The following is a 22,654-nucleotide window of genomic DNA, read 5'->3' as shown; positions in this document are numbered from 1 at the left end:
AAATTTACGTGATCGGCTACACATAAACAAACACCATGCCCACAACTTGATACCTGCTACTAACTACTTGATACTCCCCCCAACTTAAAACGGCTTCGCCGCCCCGCCGCCTGCGGCCGCTTTCTGCATGGCAGGTTTAGCTGCATCCATTTTCTTCTCGGCCCGACTTTTACCAACCTGACTAAAGTTGTAACTCAGCGTCAGGCTAAAATTGCGGGTGTTGCGGGTGTAAAGCGATTCGCTATTGAAGTTGACACCTTCTATATAGGACAGGTTTCCGTTCTGCGCAAATGGATTATTGACCGATACCCGCATTTTTACTTTGTTACGCAACATGGTCTTCCGCAAGCCAAAGTTGGTGGCTATGGTACCGGTAACACGCCCCTGCGCCACGGTTGATTTACTATAACTCATATTCCCCTCGAACATCAGTTTTTTAGGCAACTCTACACTAAGGCCGGCATTAGTGTTAAAGGTAAATCCATTGCGAGACGCGATCCTGATCACATCCGACCGGTACCTAACGTTACCTATTGTGCCGCTGCCATGAAAGTTCACTTTTTTGCTGAAGCGATAATTGCCAAATAAATTAAAGGTGTAATTATCGCTGTTCGACAGGTTGTCGTAGGTACTTTGCGCCTGGCCGTTAGAACTTACCGTGGTGATCCGCTCGATGATACCGCGCGTGGTGGAGTAACCGAATTTAGGGTAGATGGACCACATACTCTCGAACCAGCCAAAGCTAAGATCGATCTGCCGGGTAAATGATGGCGACAGGTTAGGGTTACCAAAACTGATATTCATCGAGTCGCGGGTATCAATGGTCGGGTTCAGTGTGTTCTCTCGCGGGCGCTGGATGCGCTCACCAAAACTGATCCCCATCATATATTTCTGCTTGAAATTTTTGCTGATAGAAAAATTAGGGAACACATTAATATAAGGCTTAATGTAGAAAGGCTGGCCCATAGCGCTCAGGTCAAAACTCATATTGGTGAGCTCGGCACGCGCCTGCGCCCTGAAAGACCAATTTGTTTTAGTGCGGTAACCCAAACCCGAATACAGCGAATATATATCCCCGCCAAAACCAAAGTTATTGGTCAGATCTTGGCTGATGATATATTGCTGCGTAGCAAAGTTGAGGTTACTGGCCTCCTGCCCGTTATCAATATTGCGCAAACTGGCATCTAATCCTAAAGAAAGATCGGCCTTTGTGCCCAAAGAACGGCTATAATCGGCCTTGAGGGTGACACTGTGGTTGTTGCCAAAGTTGTTTAGCATACGCTCCAATGCCCTTTTGTTTGACATGGGCAGACCGTTGGCATCCAAATAAGCGGTATTTTGCGCATCGAAATTGCTCGACCTGTTCATGCTAAAATTACCGCTTATCTCTACTTGCCCCTTGCGGCCGCCTCTCCATACATAACTAAAGTCGGCCGAGTAGTTCATCGAGCTACCGCCCCTTGTAGTCAACTGCTTATCTAAACGGCTCTGCTCTGCGTTCTCATCAAGGTAAAACCTGTTATTATAATTACTGGCATTAGAATTATTGATATTGAAGTTGGTGTTAAAGCGCACACTGTTAATACTGTCGATATCCCAATTACCACCGATGCGGGCATTATGCCCAAGGCTTAGCTGATCTTGCCCCCGATAGTTATTCCGATAAAATAGCGTATCGGCAAAATTATTCTGGCGCAGGTTATAACTGTTGTTAATGTTATAACGCCCGCTAAAGCCGTAACTGGAATTAATGGCATACTTTTGCGTTTTGTAAGATCCGTAGCTATTAAGGTTATAGTCGCCCAAGGTGCCTGCGGTGGCGGCTAAGGTGCCGGTCATACCAACTTTGTAGCCCTTTTTCAACACCACATTAATAATACCCTCGCCATCGGCCGAATATTTGGCCGGCGGATTGGTCATCACCTCTATCTTTTCGATCGCGTCGCTGGGCAATACACTCAGCAGATCGCTGATGTTGCTGGTCATAAAGTCCGACGGTTTGCCATCTATAAATATACGCGTGCTGCGTTTACCGGCTATGGTGGCGTTACCATCCACATCAACCTGTACCATGGGTACATTCTTTAAGATATCGGTAGCGGTAGATCCTTCGGCATTGATACTTTCGGCAACGTTGTAGGTGATCTGATCGGCATTATACTCTACGGTCTTTTTGCGGTCGCCGATCACTACCTCAGCCAACGCGCCGCCCGCAGGTTTTAATTTAATGACACCCATGTTGGCCATGGCCCGCTCATCGTTAAGCACCAAACTGTCGAGCAAAAATTTCTCGTACCCTACAAAAGTGATCTGAACGGTGTAAGCGCCATAGGGAATATTATTAATAGCAAAGTTACCCCCATCTGCAGACGAGGTACCCTTGGCCATTTTATCGCCACCGATAGGAAAAAGGGCAATGGTGGCAAAATCGACAGCTTCGCCGGTACTGGCGTCAACTAATTTGCCGTTCACACGCCCTCCGGTAGCAACAGCCTGTGCAAAGGCATAGTGTACCGCGGTGAAAGCCAGGAAGAGAACGATCAGGTATAACTTTTTCAATAACAGATAGATAATTTGGTCACCCTAAAATTACTACTAATAATTAGTGTGTAGAAAAAACACCCTGTAACATTTTTATTGCGCTACAATATCATCTATCCGAGTACAGCGCCTATTCAAAATACGCATCTAAAATTTTACAATTATTACCATTATTTAATACAGACTTAAATTTTAGACACAAACCCGATCCAAAAACTATAAATGATCTAAAAACACAGCTGTATTTTATAATTTTTAAGATTATTTTATCCAATTGTTATTTTTTTGATAAAAAATTATTGAATTTTAAACATTATTTCTATTTTTATCGATATGAATTATCAAAACAGAATTGTTTGAATAAACGACGAACGATAATTCACACCAAACCAAAGAAATTTCAGACAAAACGAAATAAATTAAAAGAAAAGACAGCTAATTGAAATTAATACTACAAAAACGATCAAATAGCAGGACTTTCAAACAATAATTAACGCTTAAAACAAGAATCAACAAATCAATTCACTATAAAACAAACCCATTTTAATTAACACGAGCCGTCAAAAGGCTTTTTCTTATCACCATTAAACTATTTACAAGCATGAAAAGAATCTTACCTTTTAGTTTACTCATCGTCGTGGTCATCCTGGCCTTTATTTTCCCGGGTAACCACGCGGCCGCCACGCCTGCAACCACCTACAACGGTGCCGACATTGCCTGGATCCTGATCTCGACCGCGTTGGTATTATTAATGACCCCGGGCCTTGCCTTCTTCTACGGCGGTATGGTGCGTAAAAAGAACGTTATCTCTACCATGCTGCAAAGCTTTGTTTGTATGGGTTTGATCACCGTGATCTGGGTAGTATTTGGTTTTAGCTTAGCCTTCGGCGAGGACATTGGCGGTTTAGGCATTATCGGTAACCCTAAATCATTCTTCATGATGCAGAACACCCTTGGCGTAGCGTGGTTGGGCGGTACTATCCCGGTTATCCTGTTCGCTATGTTCCAGTTAAAGTTTGCGGTTATTACCCCGGCTTTGATCACCGGTGCATTTGCCGAGCGTATCCGCTTTAACTCTTATCTGATCTTCATCACCCTGTTCATCGTTATTATCTACATCCCGTTAGCGCACGCTACTTGGCACCCTGAAGGTTACTTCTTTAAAATGGGCGTGCTTGACTTTGCCGGTGGTACTGTGGTACACATGTCGGCTGGTTGGGCTGCTTTGGCATCAGCTTTATACTTGAAGAAACGTAACGAGATAGAAGAAGTACACACTCCGGCCCGTATCAGCTACGTGATCTTAGGTACAGGTCTGCTTTGGTTCGGTTGGTTCGGTTTCAACGCCGGTTCAGCTTTAGGCGCAGGCGAATTAGCTGCTACCGCTTTAGCTACTACTACCACTGCTTCGGCCGCTGCTGCTATGTCATGGGTATTCTTTGATATCATCCGCGGTAAAAAACCATCAGCAATGGGCGCCTGTATTGGTGCGGTCGTTGGTTTGGTAGCTGTTACTCCTGCCGCAGGTTACATCACCGTATCAAGCGCCTTAATAGTTGGTATAGTAAGTGCCGTGGTTAGTAACCTGGTAGTTATCTGGAGATCAAAAACCAATATCGACGATACTTTGGACGTATTCCCTTGCCATGGTGTAGGTGGTATGATGGGTATGTTGCTGACCGGTGTTTTTGCTACTAAAGCAGTAAATCCTGCTATTGCAGAACAAGGATTGTTTTTTGGCGAGACCGCATTATTTGTTAAACACCTGATCGCTTTAGTTGTGGTTTCAGCATTCGCTTTCTTTGGTTCGTTATTATTATTAAAAGTGACCGACCTGTTCAGCCCGCTGCGTGTAACCGCCGAGGACGAGATCAAAGGTTTGGACGCCAGCCAGCACGACGAGGAATTGTAATTCAGTTTTTCTTAATTTTATATGTTTCAAAGGCCCCGGAAAACGGGGCCTTTGTTGTTTTAGGGCGAAAATATCGTTCACGCCGGGCTTGTAAGCATACGCTTTTCTCTACCAACGCCCGTTCCAAATAGACCAACGCCCATTTCTGGCACATCAAAGCCCGTATCTGTCAATAAACACCTCTTTTTAACAAAATATCAGCTTTTTGCCCGTTGGTCGAGTTTAATGCCATGCTTGTCTAAATCAATTTTGAGGTCGGTAAATAGTGCGTTCCTTTGGATCATAGAAACACACAAACAAAAAATATTTACTCCATCAAAACTCAAAATATTATGAAAACCATCATCAAAACCTCAGCATTATTTTTCGGTATCGCTTTATTATCAACCGGTGCTTTCGCAGCAGATAAAGCTGACAAGACCAAAGAAGTTAAAGAAAAACAAAATGTAGTAGTATTCAACTCATTGACTCAGGACCGTGGTGTGCAAGTGATCGTTCACAAGGCCGAAGCTGCTAACACTGGCGTGAAGATCTACGATGCTAACGGCAAAGTAATGCTGAGCGATGTGCTTTCAAAAAAAGACGCGGTATCACAAAAAGGTTATGACCTTACTCAATTAGAGGACGGCGACTACACCTTCCAGGTGACCGTTAACGGCGAGGTGACCAACAAATTGGTTCAGGTTTACAGCACCGATAATAACCAACGTGCCTTCTTCTTCAAATCATAAATAATAGGTTAATAAATTCTCAAAACAGCAAAGCCCGGCGCATCGTCGGGCTTTGCTGTTTTAGGCCTTACATCCGAAGATAGAATAAAGGTCTCCCATCCCCTCTTTGCGCTTTAGCGCAGAGAGGGTGCCCCAGCGCAGCGATGAGCGGGTGAGTAAATTTCGTCGGCTTTGCATTACCGCTCTGCTCACCTGTCGACTCACCCCGCGGCACTTCGTGCGCGACCCTCTCTGCGCTAAAGCGCAAAGAGGGTAGGAAGCATTCATTTCGCTCCCGATAATTATCGGGATGGTACTTCGCCTTTTCAACATTTTCCCTATCTTAAAGCCATATTCAACATCATCTATGGCCGACGCGGATACCCAACTCAAAAAAGTATTAAAGCCGATCCATCTTTGGGCCATTGCTGTAGCGTTGGTCATTTCAGGCGAATATTTTGGGTGGAATTATGGCTGGGCAGTATCAGGGACATTAGGTTTTCTGTACGCCACCATCATCGTCACCATCCTTTATATCACCTTTATATTTAGCTATACCGAACTGACGACCTCCATCCCGCACGCGGGCGGGGCCTTCGCCTACGCTTATAAAGCCGTCGGACCGATCGGCGGCCTAATAGCCGGTTACGCAACCGTGATAGACTTCGTTTTGGCAACGCCTGCTATAGCCAGCAGCCTGGGCGCTTACATCAATTTTTTACACCCCGAGCTACCGGTGCTTTATGTGGCATTGGCTTTTTACTTGCTCTTCAGTGTATTGAACATCATCGGCGTAAAAGAGTCGGCCATATTTTCGGTAGTGATCACCATTTTAGCCATTGCCGAACTGTTGCTTTATCTCGGCATCATCGCCCCAAGTTTTAAGACCAGTAACTTTTTTAGCAACGGCATGCCCTTTGGCTGGAAAGGTATTTTTGCAGGTTTACCGTTCGCCGTTTGGTTTTACCTTGCGATAGAAGGCGTAGCGACAACTGCCGAAGAAGTGCGCGACCCCAAGCGCGACGTACCCAAAGGATATATTGCCGGCCTGGCGACCCTTGTGGTTTTGGCCCTCGCGGTGAGCATCCTGACAGGCGGCATTACCGACTGGCGCAAGCTATCTAATATAGACTATCCCCTGCCCGAAGCGATCGGCATTGTTTTGGGTAAAGACAATACCTGGACCAAGCTATTCACCAGCATTGGACTGTTCGGGTTGATCGCCTCGTTCCACGGGACGGTATTGGCCTATTCGAGGCAAATATTTGCCATAGCGCGCAGCGGCTACCTGCCCGGCTTTTTAGGATCGGTAGGTAAACGTTTTAAAACACCGCATGCGGCAACCATTACCGGCAGTCTGATCGGGATAGCGGTGTTGCTCATTTTGCAAAGCACCAGTCAGATCATCATCCTATCCGTTTTAGGCGCGCTGACCATGTACCTGATGAGTATGATCAGCCTGTTCGTGCTCCGTAAAAAGCAACCCGATATGCCGCGGCCTTTTGTATCGCCTTTCTTTCCGGTGTTCCCCGGTATCGCGTTGCTGTTGTCGGCAGTGTGTATGATATCGATCATCTATTACAACCCTTTACTAAGCGCTTACTTTTTTGGCGGACTGATATTGGTGCTATTCGGTTACGTTGCTACCGGCAGGCATAAACGCCCCATCAGCGATGACCTTTTAAAAGAAACTTTAGCCTGATCGGTATGGGATATCAGCACACGGTCAGGCACCACACTTACAAGTTTGCAGACTTGAAAATCCTGCTGGCCAAAGCTACCCCCTACCGCAGCGGCGATGCCCTTGCCGGCGTAGCAGCCCAAAGTGCTGAAGAACGTGTGTCGGCACAAATGGCCCTGGCTAACGTGCCCCTGAAAAACTTTTTGAACGAGGCTGTGATCCCGTACGAGGATGACGAGATCACTCGTTTGATCATGGACGGACATTCGGCTGCCGCCCTTTACCCCATCAGTCATTTCACCGTTGGTGAGTTGCGCGACTGGCTCTTGAGCGAGCAAACCGACGGACCGACGCTGGAGAAGCTGACCAATGGTTTCACACCTGAGATGTTGGCGGCAGTATCTAAGCTGATGCGTAATCAGGACTTGATAGCTGTAGCAAAAAAACGGGAGGTGGTCACCAGGTTCCGCAATACGATCGGGCTGAAAGGCCGGTTAGCTACCCGTTTACAACCCAATCACCCTACCGACGACCCGAAAGGCATCGCCGCATCTATGATAGACGGCCTGCTTTACGGCAGTGGCGACGCGGTGATCGGCGTTAACCCGGCTACCGATAATGCCGGCACCATTGCCAATATTTTGAATTTGATAGATGAGGTGCGGCAACGTTTTGAGATACCAACACAATCCTGCGTGCTGAGCCATATTACCACCACGTTGGATTTGGTGAACCGTAAAGCCCCCGTGGATCTCTGTTTTCAATCTATCGGCGGGACCGAAAAGACCAATACCAGTTTCGGCGTGAATTTATCGTTGATAGCGGAGGCCTATGAAGCGACCTTAGCTTTAGATCGTGGCACGATCGGCAACAACGTGATGTATTTTGAGACGGGTCAGGGTAGTTCGCTATCGGCCAATGCACACCACGGCGTAGATCAGCAAACCTGCGAGGTTAGGGCGTATGCGCTCGCCCGCAAATTTAAGCCTATGCTGGTAAATACCGTGGTGGGCTTTATCGGTCCTGAGTATTTGTACGATGGTAAACAGATCATCCGCGCGGCGTTAGAGGATCATTTTTGCGGTAAACTGATGGGCCTGCCCATGGGTGTGGATGCCTGCTACACCAACCACGCCGAAGCTGACCAGGATGATATGGATAACCTAACAACCCTCCTTGGTGTGGCCGGCTGCAATTTTATTATTTGTGTGCCCGGCGCTGATGATATTATGCTGAACTATCAGTCGGCATCGTTCCACGATGCTTTATATCTCCGACAAACCTTGGGTTTGCGCCCCGCCCCTGAATTTGAAGCTTGGCTGATGCGGCAAGGTATCACCGACGAGCATGGCCAATTATCGGCCCTGAAACAAAAAGAGATCTGGCAAAACTTTGACAGGCTATGGATAAAATAAAACGTTACACGCCACCGTCGACAGATCCATGGCTGCCTTTGCAGGAGTTTACACAGGCGAGGATCGCTTTAGGCCGCACCGGCAGCAGCTTACCGACCGAACAACTACTCCACTTTAACATGGCCCACGCCCACGCGCGGGATGCTGTTTATGCCGAACTGGCTGTAGATAAATTAACAGATGATCTGAAAGTATTTGAGCTTGTAATACTGCAAGTAAAAAGCATGTCCGCCAACCGCGCCCAATACCTGCAACGGCCTGACCTTGGGCGGCTATTACATCCCACATCCGCAGAAATATTAACGCCCTACGGCGAACACCCGGCCGATATTTCCATCATTATTGCAGATGGCCTATCGGCAAGCGGTATCAACCACCATACCGCCCCGCTTTTAAATAAACTGATCCCTTTATTGCAAGCGCAAGGCTTAGTGATCGGTCCCATCTGCTTAGCCGAGCAAGCCCGCGTAGCCTTAGCCGACCATATTGGCCATGCCCTACAAGCCAAACTGACCATCATCCTCATTGGCGAACGCCCGGGATTAAGCGCTGCGGATAGTGTTGGGTCGTATCTTACTTATGCTCCGCGCCCTGGTTTGACAGATGATGCCCGCAATTGCGTATCCAATATCCGCCCGGGTGGGTTATCTTATAAAATGGGGGCACAAAAGATATCGTATCTGGTTCAGCAGGCTTTTAGCAGGCAGTTGTCGGGCGTTGGGTTGAAGGATGAGGAGGGGTTGATAGAGAGATGATCTATGGTTTATGGTCTATCCTAAGCTTGCAAATTCAATGGGACTTTAAGTGAGATGACAAGCCCAAGTTTCCCCTCTCGAGAGGGGACGCAATGAACTGAACATACAGCACAAACTTTCATAGGTGTGTGTGTTTCGCCGACCTTGCAACCGAAGAACACACCCCTGACCCCTTTCAAGAGGGGAAGCGCGACTTAAGGCATTTTAGGCAACATGTCGTGAACAGGCGAAAGGATAAAGAAATAATTTATTTCACCTCATCTAACCGCATATCCAGCTTCCGTTTCTCTGGTGGCAGGGCCATAAATTTCTTGTAAGAGTCGTTGATGTAGAGTGTTAGGGCGTTCTCTACCTTGGCATTTTTTTGCACCCACTCGTAGGTTGGGCGATACATGATCAGAAAGTCGCTTAGTTCGCGGTCTTTAAGCGGGGTCAGGGTCATTACCCTGCTACGGGAGAATGCCATGTCTATCTCGCGTTCTTTCTCTTCGCGGTCGAAGAATTTTTTTAAACGGCGGGCATTCGTAGCTTCTTTACTGAACCAGCTTGATGGCGACAGCGGGTAAACTTTACTTTTGGTGTATACGCTGGCGTACTCTACATGGGGATCAAATGACACCCGGCTGCCGGTCACGTTCACCTCACGTAAAGATATGCCCTGCACTTTCAGCTTGATCTGTTTGTTCAGCATATCGGTCACGTACAGGGTATCAGATATATAACCGGGCGCGGCAAATATCAGGATGTGCCCTGTTTGCGTGGCTATCTCGAAATTCCCTTTCTTATCGGTGAGTGCTATGTTGCGTGCGTTATTGGCGTCCTTCACAAAAACGTCGGTCAGTTTTTTGCTGCTGCCCAATTCAGACACATTGCCTTTAAGTATCGGTTGGGCGTAAGTTGCGGTAGCGGCAAATAAAAAGCAGGCTATAATGGTTAAAAAGGTCGTTTTCATGGGGGCAAGATATATTATCCTAACCCTAATTATTGCACATTGGTTTTACATTTAACACTTTTACCCCATATTTAACGCCATGCCCGACATCCACATCGAACAGATACGCCACGAACTCACCTGGAAGCTCCGCCATAAGGTACTTTACCCTAATGTCGGTAGCGTCCAAACCCAGGGCATGCCCGAGGATCTGGACGGTATCCATTTCGGCGCTTTTGTTAATGGCTGGCTGGTGGCGGTGGTCTCTCTATTTCAAAACGGCACGGACTTTCAGTTCCGCAAATTTGCCGTGGCTGAGGACATGCAGGGCAAAGGCATAGGGAGGGAATTGTTGCAATACATCACCGATCAAGCTATCAATAATGGCGGCACGCACATATGGTGCAATGCCCGGGTAACTGCCACCAACTTTTACGCTAAGGCAGGTTTTACACAGACAGGTGAGGGATTCACCCGTGGCGGTTTCGATTATGTGATCATGGAGAAACCCTTGCAAAATAAAACCGATGCTCAGATCGCCTAAACATCGGTCCCAAACTAACTAAAATGAAGAAGTAAAACTCCGCCACAAGGTTAGCGAGGGAATGTCAAGCTAAGTTTAAGGGGATATTATGATACGACACGAATTTGTCTCGAATTGGAACGGATCTTTGAAGCATATCTCAATTAATGAAATTCGAATAAATTGTGGCGAGGTTAAGGATAATTCGTGTCAGCTACTATATTTGCGCATCGCCCATATTAAAGCGAGCTAAACATGGCAGAACAAACTCCTGAAGATAAAAAAGACAAAAAGCCACACGTACCTGTGGTTACCGAAGCATCCGTTGCTTTCTTTGAAAGATATATTAATAACCCATCGCCGACCGGCTTTGAGTACATGGGCCAGCAATTGTGGATCGACCAGATCAAGCCTTATGTAGATGAATATTATGTAGATAACTACGGTACGGCGGTAGGCGTGATCAACCCGCAAGCCGAATACAAAGTAGTGATAGAAGCCCATGCCGATGAGATATCATGGTTTGTTAACTATATCACTAACGATGGCTTGATCTATGTGATCCGTAATGGCGGATCCGACCATCAGATAGCGCCGTCAAAACGTGTGAATATCCATACCGATAAAGGCATTGTAAAAGCTGTATTCGGCTGGCCAGCCATTCACACCCGTTTGGGTGGCGAGAAAGAAGAAGCCCCATCGCTGAAGAATATTTTTTTAGATTGTGGTGCTATCACTAAGGCCGAAGTTGAGGCCATGGGTATCCACGTAGGTTGTGTGATCACTTACGAGGATGAGTTCATGATCCTGAACGACCGCTACTACGTTGGTCGCGCATTGGATAACCGCGCCGGCGGTTTCATGATCGCCGAGGTTGCCCGTTTGCTAAAAGAGAATAACAAAACTTTGCCATTCGGCTTATATATTGTTAACGCGGTACAGGAAGAGATCGGCCTGCGTGGTGCCGAGATGATCGCCCACCGTATTAAACCTAACGTGGCCATTGTGACCGACGTTACGCACGATACCGGTACGCCGATGATCAACAAGATCACCCAGGGCGATCTTGCTTGCGGCCGCGGCCCGGTGGTGTCGTACGCTCCGGCAGTGCAGAACAACCTGAATAAATTACTGATCCAAACTGCCGAGAAAGCAGGAATACCATTCCAGCGCCAGGCATCGTCAAGGTCTACGGGTACCGATACCGACGCCTTCGCTTACTCTAACGGCGGCGTGCCATCGGCATTGATATCTTTACCGTTGCGCTACATGCACACCACGGTAGAGATGATCCACAAAGAGGACGTGGACAATGTGATCAGCCTGATCTATGAATCATTATTGGCAATAGAGGCGGGGCAGGATTTCAGGTATATTAAATAAGGGTTAACAACTTAAAGTTTGTCTGGATGATCGTATCTTAGCAGATATAATTCAGACATCACTTAGTAAATATTAATACATCACTTCAAAAAAGAACATGAAACCTACATTGTTAATATTGGCCGCCGGTATGGCCAGCCGCTATGGCAGCATGAAACAAGTTGACGGCTTTGGCCCTAACGGCGAAACCATTATCGATTACTCTATTTACGATGCCATTAAAGCCGGCTTTGGTAAGGTTACTTTTATCATCCGCGAGGAGTTTTTAGATTCGTTCAAGGCTATTTTCGAGCCTAAGCTGGCCGGTAAGGTAGAGACCGATTACGTTTTCCAGAACTTTGATCTGAAACAATACGGCATAGATAAAGAGGTTGAGCGCGCTAAGCCTTGGGGTACTGCCCACGCGGTTTTAGCTGCCCGCAACAATGTTAAGGAGCCTTTTTGCGTGATCAACGCCGATGACTACTACGGTTACGACGCATTCGAAAAAATGTACGAGTTTTTGACCACCGAAGTACGCGATGATCACTACTCTTTAGTGGGTTACGAGATCGGTAACACACTGTCAACTTACGGCGCGGTATCCCGCGGTATCTGTGCGATCGACGAAGCGGGTAACATGGTTGGTGTTGACGAGCGTACCGAAGTTTACGGTAAAGACGACAAGATATTTTACAAAGACGCTAACGGCGAGACCGAATTGCCGGTGACCGCGCGTGCATCAATGAACTTTTGGGGTTTCACTCCGGCTGTTTTCGCGCAAAGCGAGCCAATGTTCAAACGTTTTGTGGATGTTAACGAGGGCAACCCTAAAGCCGAATTCTTTATCCCGCTGGTAGCTGACGAACTGATCAAGACCGGCACGGCCGATTTTAAAGTGATCCCAACATCATCAAAATGGTTCGGTGTTACTTACAAAGAGGACAAACCGATCGTTCAGGAAAGCATCTCGGCATTGGTTGAGAACGGAACTTATCCGGCTAACCTTTGGGCATAAGTAATTGCCCGTTGCTATAAACAACAAAAAGGCCCGGCTAACCGCCGGGTCTTTTGCTTTTAAGGGTGATGTTTTTAGGATGAGGTATTATTGTTTAAAGAAGAACGAGCGCTGATCTTTACCAGATTCGTACACGTGTACCAGTTTTTTGGTCACTTCGCCATCTACGGTTACCTGGAAAGTGTAGTCGCCGGCATCTAATTGGGTAAGATCATAACCTTTTTGCGCTACCAGATCTTTTTTTGCCATTACGTGGCTTAACACCAGGTGACCGGCCTCGTCGTAGATCTTAACGCCGGTGCTGGCGGCTTTGGCTTTTTGCACGATCACCTGTACACCGCGCTCGTCGGTAAGCGAGTTAAAGGCTACGATATGTTGTTTCTGTTTTACTTCTTTCGATTTGTCTTTATCGGCTTTATCGGCAGCGAAAGCGGCTGTGGTGAATAAGGCTATACCGAAAAATAATGCTGAGGTTTTGATGATAGTTTTCATGATATTGAGTTTTCTGAGTTGATGTATATTTTATTTGTGTTGTTTCTATGACTCAAAGGAACAGACAAATTTTCGACCTCAAAATTCATTTAGACCAACCTTGCACTATACTCGACCAACGCCTAAAAAGCTGATAATTAATACAAAATGACGTTTTGTCGATAAAACAAGACTTTGATAAGCAAAAACCGGGGATTGGTCTGATCGGCGGGGGCGTTCGTCGATGTTGAGGGATATTTCTAACAGTCATATCACCCTTTAAAAACAAAAGATCCCGAACTCAAAGCCCGGGATCCATGTATTAACTATAAACTATACTTATTAGATCGAGGGCTACATTAAAATGCAATGGCCAATAACTTGCTGTCGTCGCTGCGGAGGCTAACCTCTTTTTGTACGGCTACAGCGTTGGTAACTACTTTAATTACGTAGTCGCCTGCGGCAACCTCGTCAACCAGGTAGTTTTTTCTGATAGCTGCTGAATCATTTTTAAAAGAGTCGGTCAGCAATACATTGCCGGCCGCGTCATAAATGGTCACGGTAGATGCGCCTTCGGTGGCATTGTCAATGTTAACGTCAACGCCAACTACGCCGTTATCATAACTTACATAGGCGGTAACCTCGTTAGTAGCGGTATCTCTTTTAGTAGTAGTGTCTGCGGCGAAAACACCTGTTGATAATAATGCTAAAGCAAAAACTGTGGCTGCGGTTCTGATGATGGTTTTCATGTTATTAAGTTTTTTAAAGTGTTGTTATTAAATGTTATTCGTTTGTTTCAATGCTCAAAGGAACACATAAGTTTCACACCAAAATTTGATAGTAGACAAGCCCGCCATTAATTGCGACCGCGGGGCAAAAAGCTGATACTTAGCAAAAAATGAGGTATCGAAGGGTGGTTTTTGTATTTGATGTGATAGGATCTGGCTTTGGTAGACACAATGCGGGGTTTGGTAGACGGAGGAGAGGGAATTATACCTAAAAACATCCTGAGTTATTAGATCCGTTAGAACTTGTAGGTAAGATGACAAGCCCAAATCTCCCCGCTCGAGCGGGGAAGCACTGAACGGACATCGAGCAAAACCTTTCATAGGGGTGTGTCCTTTCGCAGACCTTGCAAATGAAGGACACACCCCTGACCCCGCTCAAGCGGGGAAGCGAGACTTTTAACCAATTTAGTACTAATGTATAGAGTCCCAAAAAACAAAAAAGATCCCGGCCAAACTGACCGGGACCTTACAGGAACTGATATTTTTTTGCGCAATGTTAAGCGCGTTATTCCTTTAGGTGATGAATGATCGATGCCGAAATTACTTAGTAGGCTCGGCGGTGGTCACCCTTACAATGTACTCATCTTCGGCAACCTGTGGTACCTCGTATTTTTTGTTTACGGTGGTAGCCTCGTGGTCAAATGTATCAAAGAATAGCACATTACCCCTTACGTCAGTGATCACTACTGTAGATGCACCTTCGGTCGCGTTGTCTATCTTCAGGTCTACCTGGATAGCGCTGGCGTTACTGTTGGGTGTAAACACAGCTTTTACTTCGTTAGGTGCGGTGTCTTTCTTTTTGTTATCGTTCTTTTTTTCGTCGTTAGCGAAGGCGCCTGTGGTCATAAAGGCCAGGGCAAGTATCGCTGCTGTTTTTCCTATTAGCGTTTTCATGGTATTTAAGCTTTAGTTGTATTAAAAATTATTATTAATTGTTAAGTAGCTTTTTAATCATTTGCTAATGCTTTTAATATTCGTTATCATTTATTCGTGATAGGTAATGCGATCACCGTGCCAAAAAATCAAAGCCTTGTTTATCAGCACATATAGCTATAGAAATGTTACATATTGTGTATCATACGGACTGTTATGTAGGCTTATGTATCATATATGATACTCCCTACTGACAGTTTAATGAATATTCACCCGACCCTATACAGACACCCGACCGCCGATTTGTACAAACCAATGGCACTTGCGGGTGTTGTTTGTACTATGATGGATACAACTGTTCCCGGTAACGTACACAAGATCAGCCAACAACACAACGCTTTAACCATAACCACCCAACATGCCGAAGCCCGGGTGTGGATATATTCGCCCACGATCATCAGGGTAAATGTCAGCCGTCACTTTGATGCGCAGGACCATTCCTTTGCCGTGATACAGCCGCCGCAAGGCAATATCAGGTATGATGATTCGCCTGATGAACTCAGCATACACACCGGCGAGTTGGAATTACGCATCAGCAAGTCGCCCCTGCGTTTTAACTTTTATAACGCCGATGGCATTTTACTTAGCGGCGACGACGAACGCTTTGGCACCATGTGGCAGGGCGAAAAGTTCACCAACTATCGTAAGCTTTTTAAAGACGAACGCTTTATAGGCCTGGGCGAAAAGACCGGCAACCTGGACCGTCGCGGTAGTAATTATGTGAACTGGAATACCGACGCGGTAGATTATACGCCCAAATCGGACCCGCTGTATAAAACTTTCCCGTTTTACATAGGCCTGCATAGCGGGTTGACCTACGGTCTCTTTTTAGATAACACCCACCGCTCCTTCTTCGACTTTGGGGCCAGTACCGACCACAGCATGCACTGGCTTGGTGCCGATGGCGGCGATCTGAATTATTACTTCTTCGGCGCACAAGGCGTGGCCAATATCATACAGGACCAAACCTGGCTGACGGGCCGCATGGAAATGCCACCGCTTTGGAGCTTGGGCTACCAGCAATGCCGCTGGAGTTATATGAGCGCCAAAGAAGTGCTGGAGGTAGCCCGAAACTTCCGTAAGTTAAAGATCCCTGCCGATGCCATGTATTGCGACATTGATTACATGGATGGCTTTAAGATCTTCACCTGGAACAATGAGACCTTCCCCGAGCCTAAGGCCATGATAGATGAGCTGACAGCGATGGGCTTTAAACTGGTCACCATTGTAGATCCCGGTATTAAAATAGAGGACGGCTATAAACAATATGATGAGGGCGTAAAGAAAGGGTATTTTGCTACCTACCCCGATGGTGAGCTTTACATAGGCGAAGTTTGGCCGGGCCGCTGTCACTTTCCCGATTTTTATAAGGCCGAAGTGCGCGATTGGTGGGGTAAGTCTTTCGACGCCTTGACAGAACCAGGCGTAGCCGGATTTTGGAATGACATGAACGAACCTGCCGCCTGGGGACAGAACATCCCCGGTATTATGAGGTTCGGCGATAAATATATGCCCGAGGTACGCAATGCTTACGGTAACGAAATGTCGCGCGGTACTTACGAGGGCACCAAGGCCCTGCTGAAAGGCAAACGCCCCTTTGTACTCACCCGTGCGGCCTACACCGGCATCCAGCGCTACTCGGCCGTGTGGACAGGCGATAATACCGCCACCGATGCACACTTATTATTAGGTTGCCGTTTAGTGAACAGTCTGGGTATAGTAGGTGTGTCTTATGTTGGGGTAGATATCGGCGGCTTTAGCGGCAACCCAACGCCCGAACTGATGGTACGCTGGAACTCGTTGGGTGTTTATACGCCCATGTTCCGCAACCATGCCATGGCAGCCACGGTTATGCGCGAGCCGTGGGCATGGGGTAAACAGAACGAGAAGATCATCAAAAAAGATATTGAGCAGCGCTATAAGTTGCTGCCTTATATATACTCATCGTTCTACCGCTCACACCAAACCGGTCTGCCGGTGGCACGTACGCTGGCTATCGACCTGCCTTTTGACGAATTGGTTTACGACGAAGCCTATCAAAATCAGTTCTTTTTTGGCGACAATATTTTGGTAGCACCGGCCGATAGCCATCAACGTGAGATCGACGTGTACTTACCTGCAGGCGATTGGTACAGGTTCGGTACAGATGAAAAGATCACCGGGGGCGACGTGATCAGCGCCGATGCACCGCTGACCGACCTGCCGGTATTTATAAGAGCAGGCGCGATCATCCCGATGCAAAGCATCGTACAAAGCACCGCCGAACAAGGCGACGGTATTTTACAGATACATGTTTGGAATGGGGAGGGGTCGACCGATTTCGTCTATTACGAAGACGATGGCGACACCTACGCTTACGAGCAAGGCGCCTACTACAAACGCACCATCAGCTTTAACGCGGAGACCGGAAATATCACCTTCTCGGCCGTAGAGGGAACATTTACATCAAGGTTCGACCGGATAATGATCGTCTCACACGGCTTCGGCAAAACAGAGGATTGGATATGTTATAACGAACCGACAGAGTTTACTGTGAGATGAGATCTGAGACGTGAGATTTGAGATTTGAGACGTGAGCTGTAAGATGTGATGTGTAGGATGTACTGCTTGATACTCGATACTAACTACTTGATGCTCGATACTAACTACTTGATACTCGATACTAACTACTTGATACTCGATACTAACTACTCGATACTCCTTTCTCACATCTCATATCTCACGTCTCAAAACGCTTCATTTATCCCCAAAAAGAACCCGCGCGAACCGTATTTTCCCCAGGCATAGTCCAGACAAAGGTTGGTGCGGGTAGCTTTGTTAAAGAGTATGCGTAAGCCACCGCCGCCTGCGGGTTGCCATTTTTGGAATAGCTTAGTACCAAGGCCGTCATTAGCGGTTTGCATGCTAAAGAAGGTAGCCCCGCTGATGAATTTGTTACGAGTGATCGGGAAACGGTACTCCACCTCGGAGTAATTGAATTGCGTCCCTTTAAAATAGCCCACCACATAGCCGCGCCCGCTGCGCGAACTGGGGTCTTTAGCTGTACCGGGCAGTTCCAGATAAGGTACTGCGCCGCTGATCAGGTACGATGCCCAGTTCCATACCGCCAGCACATGCTCGGGCCGCGACTTGGACAGGCTGAAATATTTACGCACATCGGTATTAAATTGTACAGCATTCTTAGTACTCCCCATCCAGGCCTGATTTACCCGGAACCCACCATCGATATAAATACCATGATAAGCCCGGTTCTGGTTATCGCGGGTAGTATATTGCACATTAAAGAGCAAACCGTTGGCACTATACTGCCGGCCCGAAAATCCGTAACGCTGATTGTAAATAGTATAAGGCGTTGCCCCTACCGAGCGGCTATCGCTGATATTTTTCCGAACATCAAATGATACCCCGGCCCCTACGAACAGGCCTTCTTGTACTTCCTTGTACACCTTCTCGCGAAAGTTGAAGAATATCGAGTTCAGCGTCCGCCCCTGGCGCCCGGCATTGATCAGTACCTGGTCGTCGGTACTGCCATTTGTAGGTTGAGCTATACCCAATCCAAAATCAGGTGTGACGGTCTTGGCTGCAACAAGGCTTCCTTGAAAGTTCCATTTGTTGCCGGGAGTGTAAACATTGTGGTTAAGATAGAAATAGATGATCCCCTTAGTAGTGATAGATGCCGACGTTGCCGCTACGGAAAGTAAAGTATTAGGGTCGTCGCCTAATTTACGCCCCGCCACCGCCTTGATACCTATCTGCGAGCCAATGCTTGGATTGGATGCGATATTGGGTATAATAGTTATGCCGGATGGCTTGCGGGTGGTATCCTTTTGCTTATTCGGTTTAAAAATGGCTTTGAACAGATCGGCGATATCGTATTGCTGGTTAAAGTTCTCTACCTCGCTCCGTTTAGTGATATCCGTTTTAAGCGTATCTACTTCAGTGCCTACCTGAGCGTGGCTGACTTTAATGCACAGCAACATCATCGCCAGAAGAACGATCTTAATTAAATGCGGTCTGATGTAAAGTTGGATGCTGCTGATCAAAACGGAACGGATAAGTGTAGCCTGAAATATCCATTAGCAACATCAAGGCGCGCAGGTTGTTTTAAAAAGCCTTATTTAGGCGGGGCCGATCTCCGTCATTGGCGGTAACAGACACCTCCCGCAACCATCCGGTTGCGCGTTTTGCAAAACTATTACAAAACGCAAAATATGGATCAAAAACGCGTGTTTTTTGGGCAAGAACTGTGCATTTTCAAACACGTTTTTACATCCTTTATAGCTGATCTACTTCAGTTCCGCCGCTGCTTGTTTATCATTTAGCACGGTCACTTTCATGGTGACAGGCACGTCGGGGTTGCCTTCTCTATTCACTTTTACGGCGGTCACTTTGTCTATAAAGTCGATGTTCTTTACGATCTCGCCAAAAATGGTGTAGTCCCCATCCAGCGACGGTGTACCGCCTATCGTCTTATAAACCTCGCGTTGAGCAGGCGGGATCAGCCGTCCACGGCGTTTGGCAAGGGCATCTAACTGGGTATCGTTATAGAGCTTACCATCCACAAAATAGATCTGCGTGGTAAATGATTCTTTGCCGGGATTTACATCGCGGCCCATGGCTAATACTCCGCGTTTGTGGAATAGCGTAGTATCAAACTCGGGTTTGATCCAAAATTGCTGGGCATTCAGCTTTTTACCTTTTTCGTACAGCAAGTCGGGATCGCCGCCTTGTATCACAAAGCCTTTCAGGATACGGTTAAAGGTGGTCTTGTCAAAGTAACCCGCTTTAGCTAACTTGATAAAATTATCACGGTGGACAGGCGTCAGGTCGGATAGTTTGACAATGCAGTAAGCCAGGGGCGTCGCTATCTTCACATAACGCGGCATTTGCTGAGCCGACACATGGATAGATATGATGATCAGCGCGCAGGCCAATAGGAATTTAAAGTGTCTCAAAACGGTAAGTGTTGCTTTCAACTAAGCTACGTAAAAGGCTGTTATGTTAAAATAACTGTTAAAAAATGTTAAAGCATCCCGGCTTGGTTTAATTACAGCTATTTTTGTTTGAGTTATAGTATGAAAAAGAAAAGCATAGGTTTGATCATTGGGCTGATGGGCTTCGCGCTGTTGGGTGTGATGGGCATGCAGCTTTATTTTTTAACACAAGCCTATCAACTGCAATCGCAACTGTTCGATAACCGCGTGAGCGATGCCATGAAAAAGGTTGTGGAACGTGTGGATAAGCACGATGAGGTGCAATTTTTTAAGAACCGCGCCAAATACCTCGATTCGCAACGCAAAGTTGTTGCCCATGCCGTAAATATCGACTTAAATAGCCCCGACGGCGAAAAGCGTTTTGTGAACCGTAAGGTGATCATTCGTGATAGCTTAAAAAAACTGCGCGACCGTTTGATCAAAGAACTTAGGGCTGATGATAGCAAAGGCACTTTGACCGTTAGGCGATTTGTAGAAAAAGTAGTTGACGAATATGGCAACGTACACGAGCAGCAAATGGTGGCTATTGTAAATACGCCTTTAGAGCTGATGCAGCAAAAGAACATGCAGCAGTACGACACAGCCAAGTATGATTACGAGGACCCCATCCTGGGCCGCCAATCCATAATCGTGAAGCAAAAGAACCCCTTTTGGGATGCCGATCAACTGCGTAAAAGCCGCGAAAAGAAACTTGTCACTATCAAAAAGCTACTGGAGCAGGACTCATTAGAAGATGCCAAGAGCCGAGCTATTTTTAATGACCTGACCGAGGAGTTCCAAGCCAGCAAAGCGCCGTTAAAGAAGCGGATCAACCCATTGCTAATAGATTCGCTATTACGTTTCGAACTGCGCAACCAAGGTATCGAACTACCTTTTACTTACGAGGTATCAACTTACACTAATGATACGCTGATCTTCTCTAACGCTAATAACACCAGCTTGGCCAAAGCAGAGTTCGAAAACGATACTAAGCCTTACGAGACCCGCATATTTGTCCGCAACGAGATAACTGATCCGGGTATGTTACGTTTGGCTTTCCCTGCAAAAAGCTCGCTGATCTTAGGTAATATGGGCGCCAGTTTGGGTACATCGGCCGGTCTGTTAATGATCCTGATCTTTTGCTTCGGGTACACCATTTTTTCTATCCTGAAGCAGAAAAAGATATCGGAAATGAAGACCGACTTCATCAACAACATGACCCATGAGTTCAAAACCCCGGTATCGACCATCATGATCGCCAGCGAGGCTTTGAAAGACAGTGAGGTTACCGCCGACCCTAAGCGCATTACCCGTTTAGCCAACATGATCTACGAGGAGAATGCCCGTTTAGGCAGTCATATTGAACGTGTATTAAACATTGCCAAGATAGAGAAAGAAGACTTTAAGCTGGACATTAAACCGGTGGAGGTGAACGATACCATTGCTGCCATTGTGGACAGCATGCAGCTTAAATTGCAGAAATATAACGCCGACGTTACCCTGCAACTGGATGCCCAATACAGCACCGTTAATGCTGACGATCTGCACTTTAGTAACGTGATCTACAACCTGATAGATAACGCGTTGAAGTATAGCAAAGAGTCGCCGCAGATCAAAGTGGCTACATCGCTCACCCGTAATACGTTGGTGATCACTGTGACCGATAAAGGTATTGGTATGAGCCGCGAAGAGCAGGCGCGTATCTTTGAGCAGTTCTACCGCATCCCTACCGGTAACCTGCACGATGTAAAAGGCTTTGGCCTGGGCTTAAGTTACGTAAACACGATCGTAAAACGACTGGACGGCACCATCAGCGTAAAGTCAGAGAAAGATAAAGGCTCGGAATTTGAGTTAAGATTCCCTGTTGTATAAACCTACACCAAACCAATGAAGAAAATATTACTTGTTGAGGACGACCCCAATTTAGGCCTTTTACTGCAGGACTACCTGCAACTAAAAGGTAAGTTTGATGTAGTGCTTTGTAAAGATGGCGACGAAGGTTTGCGCGAGTTCACCAAGCAAACTTACGACCTCCTAATACTGGATGTGATGATGCCCAAAAAGGACGGCTTTACGCTGGGTAAAGAGGTTCGCAAGATGAACCCGACCGTGCCGATCATCTTCGCTACGGCTAAGGGGATGATAGAGGACAAGACCGAAGCTTTTAACCTTGGCGGCGATGATTACATCACCAAGCCATTCCGGATAGAAGAACTGTTGTTGCGGATAAACGCTCTATTAAAACGCAGTATCACTGAAAAAAAAGAAGAGGAAAAGCAAACCAGCTTCATCATTGGTAAATACAACTTTGATGTGACCAATCAGCTGATCAGCGATGGCAGTAATACCCAAAAGCTATCTACCAAAGAGGCCGAACTGTTACGCCTGCTCTGCATGCGCAAGAATGAGGTCCTGACCCGCGAGGAAGCCCTGCTGAATATCTGGCACGACGATAACTATTTTAACGGCCGTAGTATGGACGTTTTCCTGAGCAAGATCCGTAAGTATTTAAAGGATGACCCTAAGGTAGAGATCATTAACGTGCATGGCAAGGGGTATAAATTGCTGGTGAATTAGGGTTAGTGCAAGGCGCAGAGAGATCGGCGCAAGGAGTAATAAATAAGGCCGGAATGACAGCATC

Annotated in this window: 18 protein-coding genes; 11 read left to right on the top strand and 7 right to left on the bottom strand. The window is 46.7% G+C overall.

Translation table 11 applies throughout. The annotated features are described in order from the left end of the window. Window positions 1–84: 84 nt before the first annotated feature. Window positions 85–2,559 carry an outer membrane beta-barrel family protein gene (locus IRJ16_RS16790; protein WP_194112771.1) on the bottom strand — a complete coding sequence of 825 codons (2,475 nt, stop codon included), beginning with the start codon at window positions 2,557–2,559 and terminating at the stop codon, window positions 85–87. 583 nt (window positions 2,560–3,142) lie between these two features. Here IRJ16_RS16790 and IRJ16_RS16785 point away from each other — a divergent pair. From IRJ16_RS16785 to eutC, 5 genes are all read left to right on the top strand, one after another. Further along, complete coding sequence (locus IRJ16_RS16785) at window positions 3,143–4,453, top strand: ammonium transporter (protein ID WP_194112770.1); 1,311 nt, start codon at window positions 3,143–3,145, stop codon at window positions 4,451–4,453. A gap of 332 nt (window positions 4,454–4,785) precedes the next feature. Next, window positions 4,786–5,184, top strand: a complete 399-nt coding sequence (locus IRJ16_RS16780; RefSeq protein WP_194112769.1) for a T9SS type A sorting domain-containing protein — start codon at window positions 4,786–4,788, stop codon at window positions 5,182–5,184. A 346-nt stretch (window positions 5,185–5,530) separates the two neighbouring features. Continuing rightward, window positions 5,531–6,865, top strand: coding sequence for an ethanolamine permease (gene eat / locus IRJ16_RS16775; protein ID WP_194112768.1), 1,335 nt, complete (start codon window positions 5,531–5,533; stop codon window positions 6,863–6,865). A gap of 5 nt (window positions 6,866–6,870) precedes the next feature. Continuing rightward, window positions 6,871–8,259: an ethanolamine ammonia-lyase subunit EutB gene (locus IRJ16_RS16770; protein WP_194112767.1), complete on the top strand. Its 1,389-nt coding sequence runs from the start codon at window positions 6,871–6,873 to the stop codon at window positions 8,257–8,259. Beyond that, entirely contained in the window at window positions 8,247–9,014 is a 768-nt protein-coding gene (gene eutC / locus IRJ16_RS16765; protein ID WP_194112766.1) for an ethanolamine ammonia-lyase subunit EutC, read from the top strand. The genes IRJ16_RS16770 and eutC overlap by 13 nt, the downstream gene beginning before the upstream one ends. A gap of 247 nt (window positions 9,015–9,261) precedes the next feature. Here eutC and IRJ16_RS16760 read toward each other — a convergent pair whose 3' ends face one another. Next, window positions 9,262–9,966, bottom strand: coding sequence for a hypothetical protein (locus IRJ16_RS16760; RefSeq protein ID WP_194112765.1), 705 nt, complete (start codon window positions 9,964–9,966; stop codon window positions 9,262–9,264). Between the two features lie 79 nt (window positions 9,967–10,045). On the opposite strand from IRJ16_RS16760, the gene IRJ16_RS16755 reads away from it, so the two are divergent. From IRJ16_RS16755 to IRJ16_RS16745, 3 genes are all read left to right on the top strand, one after another. After that, window positions 10,046–10,489, top strand: coding sequence for a GNAT family N-acetyltransferase (locus IRJ16_RS16755; protein WP_194112764.1), 444 nt, complete (start codon window positions 10,046–10,048; stop codon window positions 10,487–10,489). A 234-nt stretch (window positions 10,490–10,723) separates the two neighbouring features. Further along, on the top strand, window positions 10,724–11,851 hold the full coding sequence (locus IRJ16_RS16750; RefSeq protein ID WP_194112763.1) for a M42 family metallopeptidase: 1,128 nt from the start codon (window positions 10,724–10,726) through the stop codon (window positions 11,849–11,851). A 97-nt stretch (window positions 11,852–11,948) separates the two neighbouring features. Continuing rightward, a complete protein-coding gene (locus IRJ16_RS16745) occupies window positions 11,949–12,848 on the top strand; it encodes a nucleotidyltransferase family protein (protein ID WP_194112762.1) in 900 nt (299 codons plus the stop codon). A gap of 87 nt (window positions 12,849–12,935) precedes the next feature. Here the strand turns inward: IRJ16_RS16745 and IRJ16_RS16740 are convergent, their stop codons facing one another. From IRJ16_RS16740 to IRJ16_RS16730, 3 genes are all read right to left on the bottom strand, one after another. Further along, on the bottom strand, window positions 12,936–13,340 hold the full coding sequence (locus tag IRJ16_RS16740) for a T9SS type A sorting domain-containing protein (protein ID WP_194112761.1): 405 nt from the start codon (window positions 13,338–13,340) through the stop codon (window positions 12,936–12,938). 338 nt (window positions 13,341–13,678) lie between these two features. Further along, entirely contained in the window at window positions 13,679–14,068 is a 390-nt protein-coding gene (locus IRJ16_RS16735; protein WP_194112760.1) for a T9SS type A sorting domain-containing protein, read from the bottom strand. A 579-nt stretch (window positions 14,069–14,647) separates the two neighbouring features. Next, window positions 14,648–15,001 carry a hypothetical protein gene (locus IRJ16_RS16730; protein WP_194112759.1) on the bottom strand — a complete coding sequence of 118 codons (354 nt, stop codon included), beginning with the start codon at window positions 14,999–15,001 and terminating at the stop codon, window positions 14,648–14,650. Between the two features lie 216 nt (window positions 15,002–15,217). Here IRJ16_RS16730 and IRJ16_RS16725 point away from each other — a divergent pair, with 216 nt between their 5' ends. Further along, complete coding sequence (locus IRJ16_RS16725; RefSeq protein ID WP_228080255.1) at window positions 15,218–17,581, top strand: glycoside hydrolase family 31 protein; 2,364 nt, start codon at window positions 15,218–15,220, stop codon at window positions 17,579–17,581. 185 nt (window positions 17,582–17,766) lie between these two features. On the opposite strand, the gene IRJ16_RS16720 is transcribed toward IRJ16_RS16725, so the two are convergent. Further along, complete coding sequence (locus tag IRJ16_RS16720; protein WP_228080254.1) at window positions 17,767–19,083, bottom strand: BamA/TamA family outer membrane protein; 1,317 nt, start codon at window positions 19,081–19,083, stop codon at window positions 17,767–17,769. 243 nt (window positions 19,084–19,326) lie between these two features. Then, a complete protein-coding gene (locus IRJ16_RS16715; protein WP_194112758.1) occupies window positions 19,327–19,995 on the bottom strand; it encodes a peptidylprolyl isomerase in 669 nt (222 codons plus the stop codon). Window positions 19,996–20,115: 120 nt separating this feature from the next. Here IRJ16_RS16715 and IRJ16_RS16710 point away from each other — a divergent pair, with 120 nt between their 5' ends. Together IRJ16_RS16710 and IRJ16_RS16705 are read left to right on the top strand one after the other, a co-directional pair. Beyond that, window positions 20,116–21,885, top strand: coding sequence for a sensor histidine kinase (locus IRJ16_RS16710; protein WP_194112757.1), 1,770 nt, complete (start codon window positions 20,116–20,118; stop codon window positions 21,883–21,885). Window positions 21,886–21,900: 15 nt separating this feature from the next. Then, window positions 21,901–22,590, top strand: a complete 690-nt coding sequence (locus tag IRJ16_RS16705; RefSeq protein WP_194112756.1) for a response regulator transcription factor — start codon at window positions 21,901–21,903, stop codon at window positions 22,588–22,590. Window positions 22,591–22,654: the final 64 nt, after the last annotated feature.

The sequence above is a fragment of the Mucilaginibacter myungsuensis genome (assembly GCF_015222005.1).
In the GTDB taxonomy this organism is placed as follows: domain Bacteria; phylum Bacteroidota; class Bacteroidia; order Sphingobacteriales; family Sphingobacteriaceae; genus Mucilaginibacter; species Mucilaginibacter myungsuensis.
This window is presented reverse-complemented; position numbering and strand designations above follow the sequence as displayed.

Bases quoted from the DNA above. Each gene is read 5' to 3' on its own strand.
- IRJ16_RS16755 (WP_194112764.1), top strand. From the start codon at position 10,046: ATGCCCGACATCCACATCGAACAGATACGCCACGAACTCACCTGGAAG.
- IRJ16_RS16780 (WP_194112769.1), top strand. From the start codon at position 4,786: ATGAAAACCATCATCAAAACCTCAGCATTATTTTTCGGTATCGCTTTA.
- IRJ16_RS16730 (WP_194112759.1), bottom strand. From the start codon at position 15,001: ATGAAAACGCTAATAGGAAAAACAGCAGCGATACTTGCCCTGGCCTTT.
- eutC (WP_194112766.1), top strand. From the start codon at position 8,247: ATGGATAAAATAAAACGTTACACGCCACCGTCGACAGATCCATGGCTG.
- IRJ16_RS16760 (WP_194112765.1), bottom strand. From the start codon at position 9,966: ATGAAAACGACCTTTTTAACCATTATAGCCTGCTTTTTATTTGCCGCT.
- IRJ16_RS16750 (WP_194112763.1), top strand. From the start codon at position 10,724: ATGGCAGAACAAACTCCTGAAGATAAAAAAGACAAAAAGCCACACGTA.
- IRJ16_RS16735 (WP_194112760.1), bottom strand. From the start codon at position 14,068: ATGAAAACCATCATCAGAACCGCAGCCACAGTTTTTGCTTTAGCATTA.
- eat (WP_194112768.1), top strand. From the start codon at position 5,531: ATGGCCGACGCGGATACCCAACTCAAAAAAGTATTAAAGCCGATCCAT.
- IRJ16_RS16705 (WP_194112756.1), top strand. From the start codon at position 21,901: ATGAAGAAAATATTACTTGTTGAGGACGACCCCAATTTAGGCCTTTTA.
- IRJ16_RS16745 (WP_194112762.1), top strand. From the start codon at position 11,949: ATGAAACCTACATTGTTAATATTGGCCGCCGGTATGGCCAGCCGCTAT.
- IRJ16_RS16740 (WP_194112761.1), bottom strand. From the start codon at position 13,340: ATGAAAACTATCATCAAAACCTCAGCATTATTTTTCGGTATAGCCTTA.
- IRJ16_RS16770 (WP_194112767.1), top strand. From the start codon at position 6,871: ATGGGATATCAGCACACGGTCAGGCACCACACTTACAAGTTTGCAGAC.
- IRJ16_RS16785 (WP_194112770.1), top strand. From the start codon at position 3,143: ATGAAAAGAATCTTACCTTTTAGTTTACTCATCGTCGTGGTCATCCTG.
- IRJ16_RS16710 (WP_194112757.1), top strand. From the start codon at position 20,116: ATGAAAAAGAAAAGCATAGGTTTGATCATTGGGCTGATGGGCTTCGCG.
- IRJ16_RS16725 (WP_228080255.1), top strand. From the start codon at position 15,218: ATGATACTCCCTACTGACAGTTTAATGAATATTCACCCGACCCTATAC.